Genomic DNA, 21,585 nt, shown 5'->3' with positions numbered 1-21,585 from the left:
TGTAATCAAGCTGCTAGACTATAAACAAAGGTTGTCGGAGCTAGAAGCCAGTCGTAACCCCTTTGCTACAGTGGTAATGGCTCATTTGGCAGCAGTGCAAACCCGCAGTAATAGGTCGCAAAGGAAACAATCAAAACTGAATTTAGTACGTCGGTTGTATGAGCAAGGGTTTGAACGCGAGGCTGTTGTTAACCTTTTGGCTTTTATTGATTGGATGCTAACGTTACCATTGGATTTAGAACTAGAGTTTAAAAGAGAAGTCGAACAATTGGAGGCACAACTGCGTATGCAGTACGTTACTAGTTTTGAGAGAATTGCTCGAATAGAATCTTTATTAAAAGGCATAGCTTTGGGATTAAAACTCAAATTTGGAACACCTGGACAAAACTTATTGCCTGAAATTGAGCTTCTTGAAGATTTCAGATTGCTAGAATCAATCTTGTCAGCAATAGAAACAGCAGATACTGTGGATGAATTGCGTTCTATTTATCAGACAGCAGATGACACACCGTCAGAAAATTAGAATTGTTTGATATTTGATTTTCAAGGTTCAGCAAGTTTTGAGTGCCGAAATTAGCGTTAATTAAGCACTCAATGAAGTATCGTTATCAATTTCTGCATTAAGCTGATCAAACAGATCCGCCTGATCACCCCAACAATCCCAGCCAACTCTAGACGAACGTGCGAACATCTCCAGCTTGGTCATATCAGGACACAGCTTTTCTACAAGTTCAAAAAACTGTTCGGGCTTACGTGAATGCTCACGACGGGGTGAGTGTAAAATGCTTGACTGGTTTGTGAGTGTCCGTCCAGCAAAAGCCCTGACATTACCTCGTACAGCTAAAGCACAATGTTCAGTTGCGTTACGTAGCCAGTGACCAGTTCCCAGATGGGTTGTACCAGCTTTAGTAACTTTTTCCCAGGTTAGAATCGTTTTCAAGCTGAAACCCCATGTTTCTAAGCAGTGTGCGGCTTCTACCATGTGATTATTTGTGTACCAAAGCCAGAGAACTGACCCTCTACGATCGCTTAAATCTGGAACAGGCAATGACAGTATTTCTTCTATGTGCATTGGCTTGTAGTTAATCCGGTTCCGGTGAGTCTTATCCTGATTCCTCAGCCGATAGAACCAAGGAGGGTCAATCACGATGCACTGGTATTGACCTTCTAATCTAGTTAGTCTCATGTTTAATTCCTGTTATTTTGAACGTTAATTTCAAACTTGTTCTGGAAATTCAATTTGGCTTAAAGTCTGAAGTTCAACAGCTAATCCACTTAAGAAATTTTGGAGTTCGACTGTTGCCAAATCAATGGATATCTCTTTTTCTGACGTATAAATAAGTTGCTTGTGATGCCCAAAGTAAACTTCTGTACGAGTTAAGTTTTGCTCTGTATCAGTTAACAGAGTCAAAGTAAATCTTCCAAGTTTACAAAAGTAATACTGACGGGTTGCACAAGAAGTATCTCCTTGATGCCAAGTAATATTGGTTTTTGAACCAATGTGAGCGCTAATAGATTCAAAATCTACTTGGTAAATATTCAAATATGCTTGCATTTCTCCACTGTTGTAGTAGCCAACAATGTGTTGCCTGATTCCATCAACTGATAGGCTATCGGGGATATTAATATGGGCAACAGATGCAACTTTTTCAACTACTGTGACTACGACTTCCATATCTCCTGCCTCAAACCCCAAATTCAAAAACTTTAATTCCATCAACATCAACGGGATTAAGGTTAATTAATCCGCCGCTAGCATAATTACAAGGAATCTTGCGCTTATCCTTATCATCGAAAGCATCTTTACAAACTGGCATCCATCGTCCTACACAAGAAAATCCTGCGGCAGAAGATGGAGCGCCAGCTTTTTTGTAATCTTGGACAGAAGCAATGTGACCGCAACATGGACACTTAAACTTCCATTGCATCTTGTCTTGTCCAAATAGTGTTTCTCCAAGAGTTAGCCACTGTTCTTTATTCATATTTAATCCTCCTCATCTTCTAATTCTTCGTCTTCATGGAAACTTACCCCAAATAATTCATGAATAAAAGCTCCTACTTTTTTCCAATCAACTTGGGCTTCAGCTACTTCCGGCATAGGATATTTTTTAGTGATTCTTTTAAAACTAGAAAAATCTTCCCAAGTCCACTCGCCTAACTTATCTGATTCAGTCTCAGTTAGGTAATTTAGGCTAATAATATAATCTTGTACTCTTTCTTTGATTTGTTCTCTATCGCCAAATTTCCAAAACTCACCAAACCAAGTAATTACTTTTTTTGTGCTGTCTGTTTCTGAAGAGTCTTCCTCCACCTCCTCATCTGAACATTCATCTTTGATGGATTCAAATTCTTCGATTGCGAAAATAGCCATAGCCACACACGCTCTTTCTGCTGGATGTGTAGCTGATTGCATCCGGTAGCTTTCGCGGACTACATAGCCTTGGATCGCGTAGAATTTCTTAGCTAGTTTTTCAATGAGTGCGTCTTTTTGAAAAATTCCAAGTTCCATATCCTTTCCCCTCAAGGTAGAATTTGCCTTTGTTGTAAAAGTCTTAATTCTTGATTACTGGCCGATCGCTGTGCTTGACCAATGACCATCAAGCAGTAACTACAGCTTTCTTACTAGCGAAAGCCCCCGCCTGCCTTAACGCTGCTCCAGGACTGGGATGAGCGAAAAATTCTTCTATAGCTTTGGTCAACCCAGCCGCAACAGCCGGATCGTGACAAGCGTAGACATAGATGGGCTGTTGAACCCCATTAACCAATCGCGTTTCTTGGCGATCGCCCAGATGTGGGTAGAATGTTCTCACCCATGTCCCCAAGTGTCCGCGATAGTGGGAGCCTTTAAGGGGAACTTTCTTGCCCAATTCGCTTTCTGCAAAATTGACCACACCTAACCACTTCTCTTCTGTGCCGATTAGAGACTGTCTGTTGTGGTCAGCTAAGAGGTTGGCGGCGTAATCATTTATCTGTTGCTCCATGTAGGGGTTGAGTCTGCCACCTGTTATCTCAGCCAGGGTCTTCATTGCTTCTACCAAAGTTTTTAAGCGCTGTTCGGCTGGGGGAAGGGCAAGTGTGGGAGGTTGGGATGGGTGAAGTGAATAACTACCTGTTTTACGAATAGCTGGAAGGACTTCGTGAAATACCCAGCGCTGGAAACGTTTTGCAACTGGTTTACGGGACTTAAAGATGAGGCGGTATAGTCCAGGTTCGGTAACAGTAAGCATTTCTTGCTCTCCACCAGGGGTACGAACATTCTTCGTACCCTTTTCATCTGGCTCCAGAGTCTCTAATGCTTTACTTGTATCGCTCAATTGCAAACAAGTGCATACATCAGCAGCGACCCATTCTGGTTTCTCTGCTATGCCAACAAAACGAACTTCTTTCTCTTCAAACGAAAAAACTGATAGGTTAGACATGGCTATTCCTCTGCTATGGCTGTGGCTTAGTCAAGCGATCGCACTCTTGGCGGGGGGTGATCGCTTTTAAGTTTTATGGATGAGTTAGGCTTGATCGTCCTTGAAGATTTCATCGAAGCTGACTTCTCTGCCAGCTAAATCCGATGCTAAATCTTTGAGTTTAAATAGTGTGTCGATTTGACACCTATCGAGTAAACCTTTTTTTGCAGATGATAAGGTTCTTCTGTTAAGTCCCGTTTTCTCATGTGCAGTCTCAATGGACAAATCACTCTCCTCAGTCCAAAACTTTGACAAATCAATGTATTTAACCATTCTTTGTATCGGAATACGCCTAGACTTCTCAAGCATATTCCGATCGGCAGCATATTGATGTACCAACATATTGCTGTATTTTTCTATATTCACAATCTTACCTTCAATATACCAACAAGTCAATATGCCAGTATGTTGACATACTGGCATATTGACGATATTGTAATAAACATAGGGCAAAGGAAAGCGAACTGCCTGCACCCAAACGCAAAAAGGGTTCGCAAGTCTAACCAGTCACAGATTTGATCAACATAAAACATAGATTTGAGAAACAAGAACCTCCCGTCGTATAGCACAAGGTACGCCAGGTAAAGTCGGCTGGGGGAGATACTCAAGATCACTCAATAAATCCACCCATACTGCAATTAGGGCAGCTGCTCAATACCTTCTCTAGAGCCTTGTGCTGTGAATTCTTGCTAGAAAATAACTGAAATTCAGAAATATGAGGCTACGCCAAATCTTTTTGAGAGCGTTGCGGTAAACCACAACGTTGTTTACGCAAAACAAAAGGCGATCGCTGGCCTGGAAAACTCGCGATCGCCTTTTTACCCCAAACAAGAGGCAATTTCTAATGATTACACAAACTTCAGCCCCTGCGCCAACAAAAGATCCGTTGACCACACGCGATCGCCAAATCATTGCAACCATCGTCAATCAGTCGGACTACTCAAAAGAGTGCAAGCCCGAAGATGTAGTAACTATCTGGATCAACAGTGATGATATTGTGTGGGTAAAAATGATCCACGGCTATGCTCGTTACCACAAACAATCCTTCAAACGGGCTGTTGCAGAGGTAAAAGCGAGTCTTTCTGCTCCAGTAGAGCGCAATCACCAGGAAGATGAGGAATTAAAACAAGCTTCTGAGAAAATTGGCTTGTTAGGTGATTGTGACTGGTTATCGTTGAGCGTCCAATACCATTCTGATAAAGTAATCGGTCATGCTGGTTGTTATATCTCTCACAAGGCTCGAATATTAACCCCACCGGCTGAATGGGATTTTACACTGCCGAAGTGGAATATGCCTGCTGCCATCTGTCCAGACTGCGAAGGTCATGGGTGCGGTAATTGTTCGTATCGCGGGACTCGTGCAGAAGACTTGTGCGAACCAGTAGACGGCTATCGACTAACCTATGTAGGACGCACTGACCTCCAGACGGCTCACAACGTATATCTAGATGGTGAATTCTTGGGAATTGTCTTCAAGGTCAGAAATGCTGATGAAGTCTGGGAAAACGACCCCAAGACTTACTATTGGCGGTGTGGGGATGGAGTACGATATTGGAGTGCGAAAGAGGCTGTAGAAGCACTGCGTAGAGGGACGACTCCGATTGAACTGCCGCAGGTTTGTCAGGAGTTAGTAGCGGCGTAATTGAAATGGTGGAAGAGAATTCTCTTCCACCACTATTTTAAAATCAGTGCCATTCGCCACCGAGAATTAGAGCTTCGCTTAGTTTTTGTGAAAACTAACATTAAAGAAAGGCAAGCAGCTACTATGACAGCTTTTGACTTTGATTCTGCTGAACACAAAGCCTACGAAAAGACCCCAGCAGCCAAAAGTATTCCTTCACCCGCAGGCATTTGGATTGCTTACGAAAATCAACAATTAGCAGGATGGTACGAAAATAAAGAACTAGAAGGTGGGAAAGAGTATAAAGTTCTTACTAACAAGTTGGACGAAAATGATGAAAAGATAGGCATTCCTGGCGCTCTCTATAGACAACCACGAATACTTGTGATTGGGCGATCGCCTTTGCTATACGGAAACGATAGAAAGGTGATTGGAGTTTGGCGTAGCAGTGATGGTTTGGACAAAAACGCCTACAAATTCGGTAGGCGGTATATGGTGATTTTCGTCGATACCCAAAATCAACCTCTTCATATCGCACCAGTACAAATAACTGCTTGGGGAGTGTTTCAAGTGTCGTTTGATCAACAACTAATGGCATTCCGTGAAACCTGCGAACAAGCTTATGCAAGTTTTCAAGGCAAACATCACCAACCGAAGAATTTACTTTGGCATTCGATGTGGGTATTTTGTCCCATATTGAAAACAGAGAAACGTGAGAAAGGGGGGCAAACTTCCAATGCCTGTGTATGTAGTGGATACGAAAAGCCAACTGCGCTCAACTGGGAAAGTTATTGTATTGGCAAGAAACCAATAGCTCAAGAAATTGCCCTTGTGCATAATTCTATCAGCGATTGGTGGAAAAAAGGATTGCCTAACAATAACTTACCAAAGCATACGTCTCATGCACTAGATCGCAATCAATTGATGATGGAGTCACAACGATTGATTGAAGCTTTAGGTTGGGGTGAGGAAAAGGGCAAACAGTTTCTCATAGAGAACTATGGTAAAAAAGGAAGGCAGTCACTAACTAACGAAGAATTTGCTAACTTCGTCAACAAATTGCAGTCTATGCAAGCAAATTATGACGATGAAGTTGGTTACTGGGAGGATGTGCCTTCTTAATAGCCAAATACTTGTTGAGGTGATTACAGCAATTGCGTTCATCTTTATGCTTCCCTATTTACCTTCAAGTAGGGAAGCATATTTGATCAGTTCTCAAGTCTTTTCTACAGCTAATAAAGAAGGGACAGGGGAAAAGGTAAAAACCTTGCTTTTCTAAGGATAATTTAATTCATGAATCCCTTTCCACTTTCCCCATCTTTTGATTGGGCTGTACGTATTTCAATCATTTAAAATACCCCATGACTATTACAATCGTTCACCCCACTATCGAAAACTTACAGCAGTTTTCTGACTCATTCGACATTGAGAAACTATTGCAATCTGAGGGAGTTCTGCCGTGGCTTCTAGCAAATGGTTGGAACTACGGCGATGAATCTTGTTTGATTGCAAACATTATCGATGAGTCAACAAGTCTTGATGAAGTTTGGGACTCTGAAGAGTTTGATTTTAACGCCTTATCAGATGAATCAAAGGAAAAATTAAATCTGATTTTCGAGCATTTCTATCTGTAATCTTCTGTCAATATCAATCAATAATTAACGGAAAGATAACGAATTATGCGTGAAAAACTCTACAGTCAGACTGATTAAATCTGACTGTAGAGAAAAATCGATTCCACAACAAATTATGGCACACTTCACTGCTACTCAGATGGAATTAAATTTGATTAAAGTCTACGACGCGACACTGTTAAGCTCATCAAAAGTTTACCAAATCAACGGTACACATTGTCGATACTTAGGCGATGCAGGTACTATCCAACATCCACAGTATTTGTTTCTACCTCTGCCAAATCAAAGAAAAAAAGCCAGCTTTCGATTAAATCGAAACAAACTCATGACTCGCTGTTATGAAGTCGAAGGTATGGTCTATGAGAAGCCTGCGGTACAGGATAATTCACAGCAACTTCAGCTATTTTAAGCCATGTCCATACATAAACCACCAGTCATTAAAAGACATATTCGCCTGCAAAAAAGCTCTACAAAAGTAATCTATAGAGCTACTACAGACATTCGCTCTCTTGAGAAATCACCACAAAGAAAGCTTCGCTTAATCGAAAGTGAAAAATAATGATTGAGGTCAACAATTATGGTACAAGCAATCGACAACCCTATCGCTACAAATTTCCTAACTGATGCAGTAGTCGAGCGCCACAATTTCTCACAATTAAATAAAACCCGTATTCGCTTCCGTATTCAGTTGAAAAAAAGTACAAAATCGGCTGCTCCTAAATGGGCAGATGTACTACAAGCTGAAGTTTCTGAAATTGAATCAGACCTTGTTAAAGTTACTAATTCCGAAGTTGGTTTGCGGGGTATCAAGGTATTTAAGAAATTGGATGAAGCTGCTGCCCAATTGAGGCAAGAGATTGCTTCAGTTCAAGAGTGGATGTCTGCTGATACTGGCGATTGGGTTTGTCCGATTGATTTGGCTCCACTTGTTTGGAATCAATTAATCAACATCAGAGATAATATCGCCCCTGGATTGCGTAATCAGTTAAAAGCTGATTATGAAGCTGGGTTGGTTGATTATCAAGAGCGAATTGATCAGTTCCTCTCGCTTAACACTTGGGAATTAGCACACGATAAGCAAGAATCTGTAAAAGCTAACTTGCTAAGAGCATTTCCGACTCTGATCGATCTTGAAGACTATTTGCAAGTCGTTATTGGTCGTCCGGTAATTATCCCGGCATTATCCGAACAACTGAACCAGCAACAAGCCGAATGTCTTGACCAGATTACCAAGTTCATACAACAGTATGACCAAAATCTGGAGCAAAAGCTACGGGAATCAGCGATCGCTGGTGGTGAACAACTCGCCGCGCAGTTGCTTGAAGAGTTGGCTGATTGGGAGCCAGGACGTAAGCCGGTGCAGTTTAAAAAGAAGATGCAACGCCATCTTATGAAGGTTCAGGTACTACTAGCGAATGCTGACCCGGAGGCAGGCAGTAGCTTGGAGGCGATGATGGCGCACTTAGATTCTATCGTTAACGATCCAGCGATTGAGTCCAAGAATCTCGGTTCTGATACGCGCAGTCAATTGCAGCAAAAAATGCAAGAGATCCGCATCAAGTTGTTAGACGAACAGCGCAATCTACAATCACTTGCGACTGACGACGTGGGCTTATCGAAAGCTACCGTGATGTCGTTTAAGTTCCGGTAAAAAACAGTCTTGGGCGGGTGCATTCGCCCAAGACTAAGTACCTTAAACGAAAAATGGATATACACCTCAAAAAGAATACCGCACTTTTACTATAGGGACAAAATTCTCATGTCGCATTTCTCAACAGTTAAAACTAAACTTGCTAACCGTGAATGTCTTATTTTTGCACTCACGGATCTAAAACTATCACCGCAAGTTCATGAAGAAGCGCAGCCACTAAAAGGATACTACAGTGGCTCTCAAGGACAAAGCGCTGAAATTATCGTATCTGGTCGCACCATAAAAGCCCGTGCAGACATCGGATTCAAGTGGAATCAGTCAAGCGGCGTGTACGACGTAATACACGACAGTTTTGAAACAGTTCCGAAGCTGGGCAAAGACTTTTTCAGCAATAAACTAATGCTGGCTTATGGACAACGGATGGTTCGCGCTAAAGCTGCCGAGTTACAAGAGCAATTTGGGGAATGTGCGATCGCTGAAACAACCAACGGCACTGTGCAAACTCTACGCCTAACTTTTGCCGGACATCAAGAAGTTAAACAATTTGCACGGAGATAAATTATGGAACGTTCAATACTGATTCATTTTGACAGCGCTACAGGTGAAGTTCGCGTGGAGGCGGAGGGGTTCGAGGGAGTGAGTTGTTTATCGGCTACGCAACCATTTGAAGAAGCACTTGGAGTTGTGGGCGATCGCACGTTTAAGGACGAAGCCCAAACCCAACAACTTCGGACTACCCTAAGCAGCCAAACACGTTTGCGTCAATAATCAGTCATCAGTTACCAGTCTTAACTCGGCTGGTAACTGCTGATCATAAAGGCTTCGCCATTTCATAAGTGAAATATTTGAATAATTGACATGAAACTCTCAAATCTTCTCTCCACGCTCGATTCACAAATTCCCATCGCAGCACTTGATGTTCTGTCTCCTGATGAAGCGACGATTATTCAGTGGTTGACTGCTGAAGCTAACAATAAGCTCTCATGTCCAGTTTTCTTCTGGAATCTGGGAGTATCAACCTTAGAACAATGTTTAATCGCAGCAGATGGGGGATTGGTGTTTAAGCCCGTTGCAGAGTACAAAAAACCACCACACGCTGATCCACTACTATTTGTATTCGACTACATTGCTAACTTTAGTGGGAATGGTGTATTTATCCTCGGAGATATTCACCCCTTTATTGCTAAGAACTCACCCCAATTGAGTTGGGAGATTTTAAGCAAGGTAAAAAACCTTTACCACAGGTTAAAACCCACAGATAAACGCATTGTCTTGTTGGGTCAGAACATACAATTACACGAATCCTTACTCAGATTGATTCCTTATTGTGAAGTCCCTTTACCTAGTATTGACCAAATACTTGAGCATATCACTTCTTATTTGCATGACTTACAACAGTCAGCTATTGAACAGGAATTGACTTTCACTGTTACGCTTGAAAATGCTGAATTTGAAACTCTTTCTCGTGCAGCGCTGGGTTTAACTTTAGAAGAAATTAGTGATTTCCTTCGGTTAACAGTCAAAGAAAACTTAACTAATGATGGTGTCGTCGTTGACGCTGATTTTATCCCCAAAGCTGTCGAGTACAAAACTCGGCTACTCTCTCAAATGGGTATCGAGTTGGGTAAACCAGCTACCATTCCTTTTGGCGGTTTGGATCTACTGCGTGAGTGGCTGATGAGGCGGCGGCGACTATTCACACAAGAGGCGCGAAGTCTTAGCTTACCCCAACCAAAAGGTGTGCTACTGGCAGGGCCTCCAGGTACTGGGAAATCCCACTGTGCCAAAAACATCGCTAGCATACTCAATCTACCACTTCTGCAACTCGATATTGCGTCCCTTTTGGGCAGTCTGGTAGGTGAGTCTGAGGGGAATGTCAGACGTGCTTTGAAAACTGCCGAGGCGATCGCACCTTGTGTCTTGTTTATTGATGAGGTGGAAAAGGCGCTTTCTGGTATTGGCGATACAACTGGCGTTAGTCAAAGGATTCTTGGAACTTTGCTTACGTTCATGAGTGAGTGTACTGCTGGGGTATTTATTGTAGCTACTTGCAATGATCCATCAGCACTACCAAGTGAGTTTAAGCGCAAAGGTAGGTTTGATGAGGCTTTCTTTGTTGATCTTCCCACAGAACCAGAGCGAGTCCAGATTCTGGGGATTCATCTACAACGCTTTGGCATTCACCTGGAATCCGAATATCTCGAAGCAGTTGCAGCCAACAGTGCGAAATTCTCCGGCGCTGAATTGGAAACCCTTGCATCTGAAGCTGCGCTGTTGGCATTTGACGAAGGACGACCGCAGCAGGTAACGCTTGCTGATCTGGAAATCTGCCGTCAAACCATTACCCCGCTTGCGATTCAGGATGCTCAGGCAGTCGAGCGAATGCAGTCCTGGGCGGCTACCGCACGACGGGCTAGTAGTCCTGTGGTTGCAGCGAAAACTCAATCTTTGCGTGCTGCTAAGTTTCGGAATATGAACTGAGAAATAATCTTGGGGAAAGGGCAAAGGAATAAAGAAAACCCTCTTTCCCCCTTCCCCTTCTTGAGGGCGATTGTCTCCTGATTCTATGGGGGTGATCGCTCTTTTAGGTTCGTAGCGATCGCGTTCAGTATATCTATCTCAGATGGGGCAATGCCCGTCAAGTCGTGAGTTGACAGGGTAAAAATATGGAAATCTATTTAGTCTTTGTTGATGCTATCCAGAACAGCAATAAATTCTGGGCGGCCAAAGTCGAAGATGGTAATTTAACAGTGCAGTGGGGCAGAGTCGGTTATCAAGCACAGACTAAAGTCCACACATTAGCTAATCATCAAAGAGCAGTTAGTAAATTTAACAATCTGGTAGCCGAGAAAAAAGGTAAAGGCTACCGCGAAAGTCAGCCAGAAATAGATACCTGTGATGTTTACGAAATTGAGAGAGCTATTGGATTGCTTAATGCAATACGATCTTATGTGATTCATCGGAATTTTGATCAGCATTACATTCAACTTCTTAATCAATACTTAAAAATCGTACCCACGCCGTTGGGGATGCAAATTGATCCCTACACAATATACCGAACTCTTGCTGATGTGGATCATCAGCGAGAATTACTCAATTCTCTGCTAGCAACTCCTGCACCAATTGCTGTTGCGGTGGCTGTTGGTCATGCCCCTGAAGCGACAGCAGAACCCAAGGTAGTCAGTCTCAAGACTATCAGTAAGAACTTCTGGCGACATTTGTAATTTGAGAAGCGTCACTTTGTAAGAGATGCCAAATAGCTACACTTTATTTTGAAATATTGTTTGGGTAAATTATGGAAATCAAGACTATTGCTGTAACTTACACACGTAAGTTCAATTTAGGCGACTACGAATCTTTAGAGTTAAGTTGCTCCTTATGGGGACAAATTGACCCAGCAGAAGAAGATGCACAAGGGACGACACAATTTCTATTTCAACAAGCAAAGGATTCAGTTAAGGAAGCTGCAATCCCAGTAATTAAAGCTTCTACCCATCAAATGAATAAAGCCAAAATGTACAAGCACTCTGCAACAAATCAATTTGATGATCTTGATAATTTCTAATAACTAAAATTCACGTTTTAAATTCAAAAATACTTTAGTCAAGCATTAATACTGCTTGGCTATTTTTTTCTGCCATCGCTTTGCTTCCTACAAACCACAACAGGAAAGACATCATGCCTAAAAAAGCTAATCCAGTCCCAAAAGACCATTCCCAATTATGTCTTCAGTACCTCCGTCGTTGCGGTGGCAGCGCTCGGTTATGCACCATAAATTTTAGTCTTAGTGTGATTCAAACCTTGGTCAATCGAAAGCTGGTGAAAGTGACAAATACTGGTGCAGGTTTTTTTGTGGAGTTAGATGAAGCCGAATGAGAACTCAAAAAATACTTCAACAATCGTCTATGCCTTTAAACAGTAAACCGAAATTACTTCTACGCCGGACTCGAAAAAGATTTAACCCCAGGATTTTGATTGACCACACCATAGAAACAACTGCAATTGTCTCTCTGCTCTTAACTGGGTTTTCAGGAGTCGGAGCAATGGCTTGCTGGGGGCTGGAGATTATTGAAACAAATGCTGACCCCAATATAATCATCTCTGGTTGGGAGCAACAGAAAAATATCTGCCTGGGTGCAATGCTAGTAAGTTTTTCTACTTTCTTGGGCAGTTCTCTAATCGGAGCAAGTTTTAGTATTCAACGAGATAAATTTTAGGTTAGTTAACGGCAATGAAAGAGTACAAAACCAAACATGGCGGCTACAAAATTGAGACAACTGAGTTATCAGATGGTGCTGTGGATGTTCATGTTGGAAAGCAGAATTTTTTGAAAACAACCTGGGCATCTCCTTCAACTCAAACTTTTGACAATCATACGCAAGCTGTTCGCCATGCCAAAAACGCTATTGATAACGGCGAAATCGATTCAGTTTTTCAAAGTTAGAACACACCAATGGAAATCAAATTAACTACTTCAGAAATTCGGGCTATCTTGCAAGGTTGTCAATATACGTTACGGCTTGTAGGGAGTAGTCGAGATTATCGTAAAATTCAATCGTCAGAGCATTTTTCTACCTCGACTAGTGTGGTGTTAAACGATGCTTTTAATGTTTTAGAGGAAATAGTGGATGCAATTGATCAGGTGGAGCAATTTAATCAACAAGGAGAATTAGGTCAAGGAGCAAGAAATTAAAGATGCGATTGGTTTAGGCAGCCATGAACTTGTGATAGAGTCAAAACCAAAACCTGAATCAGAACGAGTTACGACTTTAGGGCTTTGTTATGCAAGCAGGAACCTCTGAAATGCCGATGATTTTCATATAAAGAATAAGTCAAATCGGTCTGTTGTACAGAATTTTATTTTGTTCGACAATAGAGAGAAAAACCAATGTCAAAGCTTAAATATTTGAATGTTTTTGTCGCAGCATCAGGAGCAACGGCAATGGCGATCGGCATCATTATCGGTGTTAAAGGAGCGATTGCGGGAGAGGGTGCAAAAAGTTGGATTTCTGGCTTGTCCCTGATGCTAGGGGGAGTTGGATTGCAAACAATAGCTCTAGATCGTCTGTTGAAAACTCAAATTGAAGAACAAATCGACAGAACTTTAGACGAAAGACTCAAAGCGAAACCAAAGGCTTGCAAAGGATGCCGGAATTTTCATGGTATTGAATATGGGAGAGTAAAACTGGTTTGTGCAATACATCCTAGTGGGGTAGAGGGTGATACTTGCTCGGATCACGAGAAGTTTCCCAGCGCCAAGAAACTAACTTAGTTAAATTAAGCACTCATTGATTCCGGTTCAGTACCAGATATTTCTAAAACCCGACGTAACCAATATGAAGTTTCAAGAGAAGCAGATTGCTTTTGTTCGGCATCCGACCAAATATTATCCCAGTCAAACAACCAATTAGTCAGCAAACGAACTAAGTCAACTAACTCACAAGCTCGGTCAATGTCGTCTGCTTTTACCATGTCGGGTACAGTCCATTCAATAAAGTACCGACTTTCTTTTACCAAAGGCAGCATCAAATCCCTTGATGAGTCTCCAACCCACATAGACTGGATTTGCGATAGATGATTTGCCAAGTGATGCAACCGAGTAGTCACATCATCTTGTGTAAAATTTTTCTGCTCTGGTGTCATTTGGATCATAAGTTTCCCAAGAACTCGATAAGAAGTTGAGCAACCCTTTCTCTAATATTAGGGTCTAAAATCTCCATTGACCTATTTTGCCGGGGACGAAGATTAACCATTGATTCAAAAATCATTTTCTCAGTCAAAGGCATAAAACTGGCAGCCCAAATATCTTGTTGTCTACTACCGTCTTTCAATAGCTCTTTTTCGCAATCAGCGTGCAGATCGCCACCACCAACCAACACAAGACGTTCAATATCGACTGCTGTTTTGATGTAGAACTTGTGTTCAGTAAGCATTTGTTCTATTTGTTGAGCAGTGGCGCGATTACGTAATAGCAAAATCATTCAAATCATAACCTCTATCAGGGAATGGCCTTTTAATTATGAAACGGAATCAAGCACAACTAATTGCTGTAAGTCTTACTAGCAGATTAGCGGCCATATCTATCGGGTATTTAGGAGTGCAAATTTTTGGCAGAAATACAATGTACATAATTGCTACAACTGTATTTGGGCTGGGTACTGGAGGAGCTATCGGTCAGATTTTGGTAGAGAAAAGGCAGCAGCGAGTAGTACAAACACAGCCAAAACAAAGATAGGAGCAATCGTATGGAAGCTTCAAAAGTTGTCACCATCCCCAACCATTGGACATCACCAAAATACTCGTTAGGGCAAAGAACCAAGCAGGGGATGATTGTAGGGGTTCAGTATTGTCTATTTGAAAATTTGGTGGTTCCTGAACGAGACGGTTTATGGCGATATGCAATATTAGTTAGCACCGAAGATGAACAGGTCGAATATATTTCCGAATCTGGGGTTCAATTACCACCTGAGAAGGAGTTGCGTTTGGAGATAGAAGGCGAAATTGACTTTTGCCAGCGCAAGATTGAGAACCTGACACAGCATTTAGAGGCGCTCTGAAAAATCGGCCCTTAATTAGAAAAAGCCCCAAAAGCCTGTTTTTTTCAAAATCTGACCAAGTGTGCCGCTTTGAGTTGTGACATCTCTACTCTTTACCCCAAGAGGATTTGAGGCATTTTTAACCACTCAAAAATCAAGTTGAAAAACAAAAGCGGCACGGAAAGCGGCCAAAAAAGGGATAAAAATCGCTCTAATGATTGCAGGGAGGGAGTTTTAGAAAATGGTGGCTGTGACACTAGAAATATAAGGGTTTCAGAAAAAGCGGCCCGATGTCACAACGAGAGAATAGGGGTTCTGGGCATTTTAAAATGTCACGGCACACCTGATTTGCGACATCCGAAAAGAAGTCGGGTAAAGGGAAAGGGTTAAAGGGGAAAGGATAGAATTTTCTTTTACCCTTTTCCCTGCAAGAAGTCTAAAGAAATAAAAAAGAGGGGCAAATTCTGCCCCCCAATTAATAGGGAAGAGGAGAAGGAGCGAGGGAGAAAACCTTAAATTCTCCTTTCCCCATTCCCCTTTACCCCTTTCCCATTATTAAGCCACAGCCCATCGTATCCATTGCTCAACTTCTGGGCGGCTTAAACGTTTAGAAACCTTAAAAATTACTTGCTGTTTTCGTGCCCAACGGTAAAGTGTTCTTAGTGTTACTTGTTTACCTGTGACTCTAAGAATGATTTCTGGTAAATCCTTTCCAACTGCGTTGGTGTAACAAGCGTTATAAATTGCTTCAGCTAGATGCAATTCGGCAAATGGATTTCCTGAGAGTTTAAACTTAATTTGAAACAGGGTGAATTTTTTATTTGGCTCTAACTTCTTCATGTAAGCCAAAGTCAATAACCACATAGCTTGTTCCTTCACCACTTCCCTAGCATACTGTGGAACTTGGCACAGTCTTAACCATTTGCGCCAAGTACGTTCTGCTATGGGATGGCAATAGACTTGCTCACAAGAAGTTTTTAGCCAGTCTAAAGGATATTTTTCCATAGCCTTTTAGTTTACTCCTGGGGTGGTAAAGCTGATTCGTCTACTAAAAATGTTTCCCAATCCACCGTTTCGATATCGAACACGTCTTTTAATCCGTTGTTTTTGAGTATGTCTGCAACTAATTCACTAACCGTAGAGTTATTGATAGCCGCTTCTTGTTTCAAGTCCTGACAAACTTCTCGCCAATTCCCATCGCTGGAAACCCGATCAATCAAAATTGCTTCTGCCATACGAGTTTTGCTTACTCCTCTGGTGTGTCCCCATAGAATCAGGCGTATCTCTTTAACTAAGGGAAGGTTAACGGAAAATCTTCGGTCGCGTTTATCTGCCATATTTATGATGCCAATTAGATTCCATAATTATACTTTTTAGCGTCCTATTTCCTAATTTTAATGCTATATCCAATAAATGGATGCTAAAATAACACCATTCACTGCATAAATGGAAGCATATTGTGGAAAAAATTAAACAATTTCTTCAGCCCTACAATATAGAAGTCACTGATGATGAAATCCTGCAACTCTGCGCCCAAGTTGATGCTGACATCGACCAATTGACCGATCAACAAGCCCAAGCGATGGCTACTCAGATTCTTGAGCAAAGGCAAGCAACCGGGAAATTAGCCACTAATGGTAAGTCCAAAAATGGCAACGGTAATGGCAAGTTAGGTAAAAACTCACCCCGCCGTAAATCCATTCCTCCATTGCAAGGAGCGATCGCTCACGCGTCTCAGGTTTCAAATCAAGAAATTCAATCCTTGGAGGATGTCCTTAACGTTGGGATTGATGCTTACACAACTGATAAAGCCGACCAGTTGTTATCAACGATTCGCAATGCCCCCAAGAACGTGGTGAGTAAGTTTGTCTCTAAAGCGATGGAGGAGGAAGCTGACGTAGATTCCTTTCGTGCAATCGGTGACGAACTCGTTGCGGGTATTTTCGGCATTAGCCCAACAAATGCAGCCGAATAAATTCATTGGATTAGCAGCAGTACTCAATCTGCTGCTATTGACCCTCGTTTTGGGCGTGGCAATATATGGAGCAACAAGACCAAACCCATCGCAAAGCATTAAATATTCACCTGAAGAAGGACGGGGAATTGAATCTGTCAGGGCTGACACTAGAAAATCTGACAACAGAAGAATTCCTGGTAGTCCAGCAAATTATTGATGAGTCGAGAGTGCGATCGCAGTCCAATAGACAGATTGAGGAATTGATGCAACGGGGAATGATGGCTCAAACTGCGATCGCAGCTTTTACCATTCTGATGTTTTCGTTCATGGGGATATATGGCATAACCCGATATATCGGCTCACAAGTTCAACAAGTTCAGCAGACTTATACCGATTTTAAGTAGTTAGAGGGGAGAAGGGAATGTTAGGAAAATGGCTTCCTGGTTTATTTGGCGGTAAAGGTGATGGAGTAGTATCAACGGATTTAAGAGTTGGAGATGCTACCCAAATTGAAGGAAATCTCCCTTCATCAATCCGCGATCGCTATACCTTGCCAGCTTACACTACAGCACAGCAGGTTCTGGATGAAGCAGAAGTGGCTGGCAATTTAAAAGCACAGAAGTGGCTACATACAAAGTTCTCCCGGCACAAGCTCAAACAGTTGCAATCTTTGGCAGAGATGTATAAAAACCAATTGGCATATTCTCAAGAAGCCATGAAGGTTGAGGAAGATTTGCAGCGAACCAGGGCGTTACATGGGGAGGCGGTAATTCGTCATGCTTTTGGTTCTATTGAACAGCAGCGTCAGTTGGGGGGATACGAAAAAGCATTTGATGAAGTGGGAGATTCATTCAGATTCTAGATTATGCAAAGTATCAAGCTCTCTCATATAGGATATGCAGTGTGTGGGGTTGGCTTTTCTATGTTTATGGGTTATTTATCCGTTGCCAGCCCCGTTAGTCGATACATTCTTTGGTTTATTGGCATAATCTCCATCTGCTGCATAGTTCTGGGGTTATTCAACTTTGGCGGTTTAGTCGTTAAAGGTTTTGGATTTAACCGCAAAACTTTTACCATCGGCTTGATGCCTGGAGTGATATTCCTGTTTGTCTTCTTGACTTTAGTTGCAGCCGGTGTTGCGTTGGGGGTGAGATAAGTTTATGCCATTTGAATTACAACGTCTGACTGCCAGTGGGGTGATTCATGCAGAACGGACTATCTTATGTTCTTTAGGAGCGAGTGCAGTATTATGCTTATCTGCTCCTTTTTTCTTAAATACTGACCGGATAACAACCGGGATGCTGCTTGGTGCTGGAACGCTGAGTGCTGGCTTATTTGGAGTCTCTGCCCAAATCAGCGAAGGCAAACAGAAAGTATACCGCTCTTTAGAAGAAGCTGACCTGAAATCACTTAAACAGCATTTACAAGGTGAAGCTGTTTATGATTATGTCACCACTGCGATCGCAGCTAAACGCAGAGTTGCTGATTATGTGAATCGGCTACCAATGCAAGAGCGCCCCCGGTGGATTGCTGAATATCAGTTGCAAGGGTTGGTTACACTCCCAGAACCACCAGCGCAACAATCACCTTCACCGACTGGTATTCCCAATCCTGATATTGCTGACATTGATGAAGAGTCGGTACAGTCCGTGATTAATCCGGGTGCGATGAAAATTCTGCAAGCGATCGCAGCTAATTATGCTGACTACATCAGAATTGATGGTGCTTGGATTGATGAACTATGTGATGCTGCATCTAATCAAAATATGACCCTTCGCAGTAATCACCATTTTTATCTTTCTGGTGGCACACAATCTGGGAAGTCAACTTTAGCTGGGGTGATTATCAACAAAATCGCTGCAAAATCTCAAAGCCCGGCAATTGTGATTGGCAGCGATCCAAAGGATGATGTCACCAGATGGTTGTGCAAGTTTAGCCGTAAGTTTGACGGCATGAAAGAATTAAAAAACTGGATCACCTTTGCCACAGACCAAATTGACAAGCAGAAAGCCAGAGTATCAATTGTTGGTGGTGAATGTCAGGGCGTTCCTGAATTATTTCTTGCTCAAGATGAGGTGGACTCTGTATTTGGTGGAGGCAAGGGACTTCCGGGAATGGTTGATGCTGATACTGCCAAAGATTTGCAGGGTTTTTGGAACTATATCATCAAATTCACTGCTGGGTTAAAGGGTCATGGTTTATTTATGGGCCAGTCCCCACTCTCTGGAGAAACCGGATTTAGCCGCCCGTCCTTGAAAAATGTTTGCTTTATTGCGATGGGGCAGACATCGAGTTATATCCTTGACCATCCCCAGGATTTCGTAAACGTTAAAAAGGAGATTTTGGAAATCTTGCGACAGGCTTGTGAAATGTTAGATAAAGCCGGAGTTCGATATGCTCTAGTTATTCCCATTCGGTCTAATCCCTTTGTTGCTCTAATCCCGGAATTTGATATCAAAGGTCTGGAACAAAAACAGGATTCCAAACCGAATAGTGACACTGTTGATAGTTCTAAAAATAATCAACAATCCTCACAGCAGCAGGTTGACTGGTACGAAGAAATTAGAAAATGGGCAACAGAATTAGGGAGAAGACCACATTTTCAGGAAATCAAACAAAAGTGGTACGAATTAACGGGGCAAGAGTTAAACGAAAAGGGGGTAACTCTATTACTAGAAAATCTCGGCTACACAGACGATTAAACTGGAATGCTCGATATGGTAATCCTAAAGAGTATAAAAAACAAGTAGCGATCGCACACAGAAAAACTCACAATTATTGTGTAGTCTGCCTGACTAAGAAAAGTGAAGAGATCCATCACGCTTACTACGGCAACGACATCATTGGAGTATCAACATTTCCTACGTGTATCTCTTGTCATAATGAGATTTGTCATAGTCAGCTTAATTGGATAAAAAGCCGTAGTAATCCTGTTTGGGGCAATCGTAATACTAACGAATTTATTACCAGATTACGGCTAGGGTATCAATTATTATATGGAGGGATTGTCTATGATTAAGCTCTTGCTAAAATATGCACCTAATTCAATTGTTGATGCTGTAAACGATATCTCTTTAGCAGAACTTGATAAACGAGGTTTAATAGTGTGGGCTGACGCGCCGCCCCTGGAGCCAGAAGATGAAAACTCAGCATTTAATTTGGCTTCTCGTTTCACGGAAGTAACGCCTAATAATCTGCTAGAAGTTTTCATGACTATTGCTCAAATATACACAAATTACGGCGATTGTTTAGCCTTGAAATACTTGATGGAATTATCGGCAGAATACTTTGGATTAATTGGAGTTGAATAAAATGTATAACGAATACGACGATTTGAGTTTTGAAGAACAATTACACCTGACTGAATCCCAAATCATACAACGGCACAATCAGCAAATTTTCTTGCGCCGAAATGCCCAACTTTTGCAGCAGGAGTTGGAGCTTGAAGCCGAACTTTTAGAAGAGAATCCAGAGTTATCCCAGACGATTCATTCTTTTAATATGCAGGAGATTCAGAGTAATCAGCAAGGGCTAGAGAATGTTTTAGGCTCAGAAGGATCACATTCAAAAGAGCAAAGTGTTTGGAGTAAGTTTTTTCCGGGATTGGGTGGGAGATAAATATGTCTTGGTCGAAATCTATTTCTCTTGATGTTGCTAATAAGCTTTTTGACGTAATTGGGGTTTCTTTTGAGCAGAATGAGTTAGAGGGCGGTTACATTGCTAAACACGAAAGTAAGACTTTGAGAAGGTCAACATTGACCGCTTGCTGTATAGCTGTTTTGAGTGATTGGGTAACAATTAAGGAGAATTGAATTTATGTCGGATTTATCAGTTTTCGTGTTTGAGTCTATTGAAGTCCGGTTCGTCGGTACACCAGATAAACCAGAATGGGTCGCTGCGGATGTGTGTACAATATTAGACATTGATACTTCCGTTGCTGTCAATGGTAGAAAGCGAACATCAGCCGATGGCAGTGAGTATTTTGATGGAGGATTGGACGTTGATGAAAAGGGTACTGCCATTGTCAGTACCCTTGGTGGAGAGCAAGAAATGCTTACTGTGACTGAAGCAGGGCTTTATCGCCTAATCTTCAAATCTCGTAAACCTGTTGCTAAACGATTCCAACGGTGGGTATTCCATGAAGTCCTTCCATCCCTGCGGCGCACTGGCAAGTATGAAATGCCCAAGCCAACCCAACAACATAACGCCAAACCCACGCTTGATGAACTCGTCGGCTTTGGACAAAAAGTGCTTGCTGGCACTCGCCTCAGCGCGGAACTCCAAACCATCACTATTCTCCGAGGCGTACAAGCAATATGCCCTGAAATAGCACCAATGGCAAAGGAATTAGTGGGGGCAATTCAAGAAGTCGAATCTACTCCTGACCGACACTTGCCCCCGACTGAACTGGGCAAAATATATGCCCAACGTAATGGACTACCAAAACCAGTCAGGCCACAAGTCGTTAATCAAGTTCTGGAGTTTGCTGGGCTACAACGCAAAGAAGTCGAGATTAAGACTGATACGCAGGGCAAACAGAAGCGAAAAAACATTTGGCATTTAACCGATGAAGGTAAGCAGTGGGGCGTAGTCACACGAGACAAAGCACGAACTCATGACAAGATTGTTGAACACGTTCGATGGCTACCCGATGTTTTAGACGTGATTGATTTAAGCATACAGGGGTAATCAAAAATATTTGGTTGTTCAAATTTATCAATATTTAAT

36 protein-coding genes and 1 pseudogene are annotated in these 21,585 nt (G+C 42.1%); 27 read left to right on the top strand and 10 right to left on the bottom strand.

Going from position 1 to position 21,585, the window contains the following annotated elements; genetic code table 11:
- Positions 1-523 (top strand): annotated as a pseudogene (locus tag A4S05_RS42870) (cytosolic protein); the annotation flags it as partial.
- A gap of 60 nt (positions 524-583) precedes the next feature.
- Here the strand turns inward: A4S05_RS42870 and A4S05_RS00770 are convergent.
- From A4S05_RS00770 to A4S05_RS42865, 6 genes are all read right to left on the bottom strand, one after another.
- Positions 584-1,186: an MT-A70 family methyltransferase gene (locus A4S05_RS00770; RefSeq protein ID WP_084226923.1), complete on the bottom strand. Its 603-nt coding sequence runs from the start codon at positions 1,184-1,186 to the stop codon at positions 584-586.
- A 30-nt stretch (positions 1,187-1,216) separates the two neighbouring features.
- Positions 1,217-1,675 carry a hypothetical protein gene (locus A4S05_RS00765; protein ID WP_141699615.1) on the bottom strand — a complete coding sequence of 153 codons (459 nt, stop codon included), beginning with the start codon at positions 1,673-1,675 and terminating at the stop codon, positions 1,217-1,219.
- Between the two features lie 10 nt (positions 1,676-1,685).
- On the bottom strand, positions 1,686-1,982 hold the full coding sequence (locus A4S05_RS00760) for a VVA0879 family protein (protein ID WP_069067931.1): 297 nt from the start codon (positions 1,980-1,982) through the stop codon (positions 1,686-1,688).
- Positions 1,983-1,984: 2 nt separating this feature from the next.
- Positions 1,985-2,509: a hypothetical protein gene (locus tag A4S05_RS00755; RefSeq protein ID WP_069067930.1), complete on the bottom strand. Its 525-nt coding sequence runs from the start codon at positions 2,507-2,509 to the stop codon at positions 1,985-1,987.
- Between the two features lie 88 nt (positions 2,510-2,597).
- Positions 2,598-3,419, bottom strand: coding sequence for a BRO-N domain-containing protein (locus A4S05_RS42500; protein ID WP_069067929.1), 822 nt, complete (start codon positions 3,417-3,419; stop codon positions 2,598-2,600).
- 84 nt (positions 3,420-3,503) lie between these two features.
- Positions 3,504-3,881, bottom strand: coding sequence for a hypothetical protein (locus tag A4S05_RS42865; RefSeq protein ID WP_256090766.1), 378 nt, complete (start codon positions 3,879-3,881; stop codon positions 3,504-3,506).
- Positions 3,882-4,302: 421 nt separating this feature from the next.
- Here A4S05_RS42865 and A4S05_RS00740 point away from each other — a divergent pair, with 421 nt between their 5' ends.
- From A4S05_RS00740 to A4S05_RS00670, 15 genes are all read left to right on the top strand, one after another.
- Positions 4,303-5,100 carry a hypothetical protein gene (locus tag A4S05_RS00740; RefSeq protein ID WP_069067928.1) on the top strand — a complete coding sequence of 266 codons (798 nt, stop codon included), beginning with the start codon at positions 4,303-4,305 and terminating at the stop codon, positions 5,098-5,100.
- Complete coding sequence (locus tag A4S05_RS00735; RefSeq protein WP_069067927.1) at positions 5,101-6,201, top strand: DUF5895 domain-containing protein; 1,101 nt, start codon at positions 5,101-5,103, stop codon at positions 6,199-6,201.
- Positions 6,202-6,440: 239 nt separating this feature from the next.
- Positions 6,441-6,713 (top strand): hypothetical protein, encoded by a 273-nt coding sequence (locus A4S05_RS00730; protein ID WP_069067926.1) that lies wholly within the window; start codon positions 6,441-6,443, stop codon positions 6,711-6,713.
- A gap of 49 nt (positions 6,714-6,762) precedes the next feature.
- The gene (locus A4S05_RS00725; RefSeq protein WP_370684379.1) at positions 6,763-7,122 is read left to right on the top strand and encodes a hypothetical protein; all 360 of its coding nucleotides are present in this window, start codon (positions 6,763-6,765) and stop codon (positions 7,120-7,122) included.
- Between the two features lie 168 nt (positions 7,123-7,290).
- The gene (locus A4S05_RS00720) at positions 7,291-8,364 is read left to right on the top strand and encodes a hypothetical protein (protein WP_069067925.1); all 1,074 of its coding nucleotides are present in this window, start codon (positions 7,291-7,293) and stop codon (positions 8,362-8,364) included.
- Between the two features lie 108 nt (positions 8,365-8,472).
- Complete coding sequence (locus tag A4S05_RS00715) at positions 8,473-8,922, top strand: DUF1257 domain-containing protein (RefSeq protein ID WP_069067924.1); 450 nt, start codon at positions 8,473-8,475, stop codon at positions 8,920-8,922.
- 3 nt (positions 8,923-8,925) lie between these two features.
- Complete coding sequence (locus tag A4S05_RS00710; protein ID WP_069067923.1) at positions 8,926-9,132, top strand: DUF2997 domain-containing protein; 207 nt, start codon at positions 8,926-8,928, stop codon at positions 9,130-9,132.
- A gap of 90 nt (positions 9,133-9,222) precedes the next feature.
- Positions 9,223-10,845, top strand: coding sequence for an AAA family ATPase (locus A4S05_RS00705; protein WP_069067922.1), 1,623 nt, complete (start codon positions 9,223-9,225; stop codon positions 10,843-10,845).
- Between the two features lie 185 nt (positions 10,846-11,030).
- Positions 11,031-11,588 (top strand): WGR domain-containing protein, encoded by a 558-nt coding sequence (locus A4S05_RS00700; protein ID WP_069067921.1) that lies wholly within the window; start codon positions 11,031-11,033, stop codon positions 11,586-11,588.
- Between the two features lie 71 nt (positions 11,589-11,659).
- The gene (locus A4S05_RS00695) at positions 11,660-11,929 is read left to right on the top strand and encodes a hypothetical protein (protein ID WP_069067920.1); all 270 of its coding nucleotides are present in this window, start codon (positions 11,660-11,662) and stop codon (positions 11,927-11,929) included.
- 113 nt (positions 11,930-12,042) lie between these two features.
- On the top strand, positions 12,043-12,240 hold the full coding sequence (locus A4S05_RS00690) for a hypothetical protein (protein ID WP_069067919.1): 198 nt from the start codon (positions 12,043-12,045) through the stop codon (positions 12,238-12,240).
- The gene (locus tag A4S05_RS00685; RefSeq protein WP_069067918.1) at positions 12,237-12,581 is read left to right on the top strand and encodes a hypothetical protein; all 345 of its coding nucleotides are present in this window, start codon (positions 12,237-12,239) and stop codon (positions 12,579-12,581) included. Before A4S05_RS00690 ends, A4S05_RS00685 begins: the two co-directional genes overlap by 4 nt.
- A 14-nt stretch (positions 12,582-12,595) precedes the next feature.
- Complete coding sequence (locus A4S05_RS00680; RefSeq protein WP_069067917.1) at positions 12,596-12,808, top strand: hypothetical protein; 213 nt, start codon at positions 12,596-12,598, stop codon at positions 12,806-12,808.
- A gap of 9 nt (positions 12,809-12,817) precedes the next feature.
- Positions 12,818-13,057 carry a hypothetical protein gene (locus tag A4S05_RS00675; protein ID WP_069067916.1) on the top strand — a complete coding sequence of 80 codons (240 nt, stop codon included), beginning with the start codon at positions 12,818-12,820 and terminating at the stop codon, positions 13,055-13,057.
- Positions 13,058-13,252: 195 nt separating this feature from the next.
- Complete coding sequence (locus A4S05_RS00670) at positions 13,253-13,636, top strand: hypothetical protein (protein ID WP_069067915.1); 384 nt, start codon at positions 13,253-13,255, stop codon at positions 13,634-13,636.
- Between the two features lie 5 nt (positions 13,637-13,641).
- Here A4S05_RS00670 and A4S05_RS00665 read toward each other — a convergent pair whose 3' ends face one another.
- Positions 13,642-14,016, bottom strand: a complete 375-nt coding sequence (locus A4S05_RS00665; protein ID WP_069067914.1) for a hypothetical protein — start codon at positions 14,014-14,016, stop codon at positions 13,642-13,644.
- The gene (locus A4S05_RS00660) at positions 14,013-14,345 is read right to left on the bottom strand and encodes a DUF5674 family protein (protein ID WP_069067913.1); all 333 of its coding nucleotides are present in this window, start codon (positions 14,343-14,345) and stop codon (positions 14,013-14,015) included. Before A4S05_RS00660 ends, A4S05_RS00665 begins: the two co-directional genes overlap by 4 nt.
- 38 nt (positions 14,346-14,383) lie before the next feature.
- On the opposite strand from A4S05_RS00660, the gene A4S05_RS00655 reads away from it, so the two are divergent.
- Complete coding sequence (locus tag A4S05_RS00655) at positions 14,384-14,599, top strand: hypothetical protein (RefSeq protein WP_069067912.1); 216 nt, start codon at positions 14,384-14,386, stop codon at positions 14,597-14,599.
- Positions 14,600-14,609: 10 nt separating this feature from the next.
- The gene (locus A4S05_RS00650) at positions 14,610-14,921 is read left to right on the top strand and encodes a hypothetical protein (RefSeq protein WP_069067911.1); all 312 of its coding nucleotides are present in this window, start codon (positions 14,610-14,612) and stop codon (positions 14,919-14,921) included.
- A 534-nt stretch (positions 14,922-15,455) separates the two neighbouring features.
- Here A4S05_RS00650 and A4S05_RS00645 read toward each other — a convergent pair.
- Together A4S05_RS00645 and A4S05_RS00640 are read right to left on the bottom strand one after the other, a co-directional pair.
- Positions 15,456-15,905, bottom strand: a complete 450-nt coding sequence (locus A4S05_RS00645; RefSeq protein WP_069067910.1) for a hypothetical protein — start codon at positions 15,903-15,905, stop codon at positions 15,456-15,458.
- Between the two features lie 11 nt (positions 15,906-15,916).
- Positions 15,917-16,237: a hypothetical protein gene (locus A4S05_RS00640; RefSeq protein ID WP_141699613.1), complete on the bottom strand. Its 321-nt coding sequence runs from the start codon at positions 16,235-16,237 to the stop codon at positions 15,917-15,919.
- 122 nt (positions 16,238-16,359) lie between these two features.
- Here A4S05_RS00640 and A4S05_RS00635 point away from each other — a divergent pair, with 122 nt between their 5' ends.
- The 9 genes from A4S05_RS00635 to A4S05_RS00595 all read left to right on the top strand — a co-directional run bounded on the left by A4S05_RS00635 (position 16,360) and on the right by A4S05_RS00595 (position 21,546).
- On the top strand, positions 16,360-16,875 hold the full coding sequence (locus A4S05_RS00635) for a hypothetical protein (protein WP_069067908.1): 516 nt from the start codon (positions 16,360-16,362) through the stop codon (positions 16,873-16,875).
- Between the two features lie 65 nt (positions 16,876-16,940).
- Complete coding sequence (locus A4S05_RS00630) at positions 16,941-17,261, top strand: hypothetical protein (RefSeq protein ID WP_069067907.1); 321 nt, start codon at positions 16,941-16,943, stop codon at positions 17,259-17,261.
- A gap of 17 nt (positions 17,262-17,278) precedes the next feature.
- Complete coding sequence (locus A4S05_RS00625) at positions 17,279-17,719, top strand: hypothetical protein (protein ID WP_069067906.1); 441 nt, start codon at positions 17,279-17,281, stop codon at positions 17,717-17,719.
- A 3-nt stretch (positions 17,720-17,722) separates the two neighbouring features.
- Entirely contained in the window at positions 17,723-18,013 is a 291-nt protein-coding gene (locus A4S05_RS00620) for a hypothetical protein (RefSeq protein WP_069067905.1), read from the top strand.
- A gap of 4 nt (positions 18,014-18,017) precedes the next feature.
- Positions 18,018-19,559 carry a hypothetical protein gene (locus tag A4S05_RS00615; protein ID WP_069067904.1) on the top strand — a complete coding sequence of 514 codons (1,542 nt, stop codon included), beginning with the start codon at positions 18,018-18,020 and terminating at the stop codon, positions 19,557-19,559.
- A 309-nt stretch (positions 19,560-19,868) separates the two neighbouring features.
- On the top strand, positions 19,869-20,168 hold the full coding sequence (locus tag A4S05_RS00610; RefSeq protein ID WP_069067903.1) for a hypothetical protein: 300 nt from the start codon (positions 19,869-19,871) through the stop codon (positions 20,166-20,168).
- A gap of 1 nt (position 20,169) precedes the next feature.
- Entirely contained in the window at positions 20,170-20,475 is a 306-nt protein-coding gene (locus A4S05_RS00605) for a hypothetical protein (RefSeq protein ID WP_069067902.1), read from the top strand.
- Positions 20,476-20,477: 2 nt separating this feature from the next.
- Positions 20,478-20,669, top strand: a complete 192-nt coding sequence (locus tag A4S05_RS00600) for a hypothetical protein (RefSeq protein ID WP_069067901.1) — start codon at positions 20,478-20,480, stop codon at positions 20,667-20,669.
- Between the two features lie 4 nt (positions 20,670-20,673).
- Positions 20,674-21,546: a BRO-N domain-containing protein gene (locus A4S05_RS00595; RefSeq protein WP_069067900.1), complete on the top strand. Its 873-nt coding sequence runs from the start codon at positions 20,674-20,676 to the stop codon at positions 21,544-21,546.
- Positions 21,547-21,585: the final 39 nt, after the last annotated feature.

It is taken from the genome of Nostoc sp. KVJ20 (genome assembly GCF_001712795.1).
GTDB lineage: Bacteria > Cyanobacteriota > Cyanobacteriia > Cyanobacteriales > Nostocaceae > Nostoc.
This window is presented reverse-complemented; position numbering and strand designations above follow the sequence as displayed.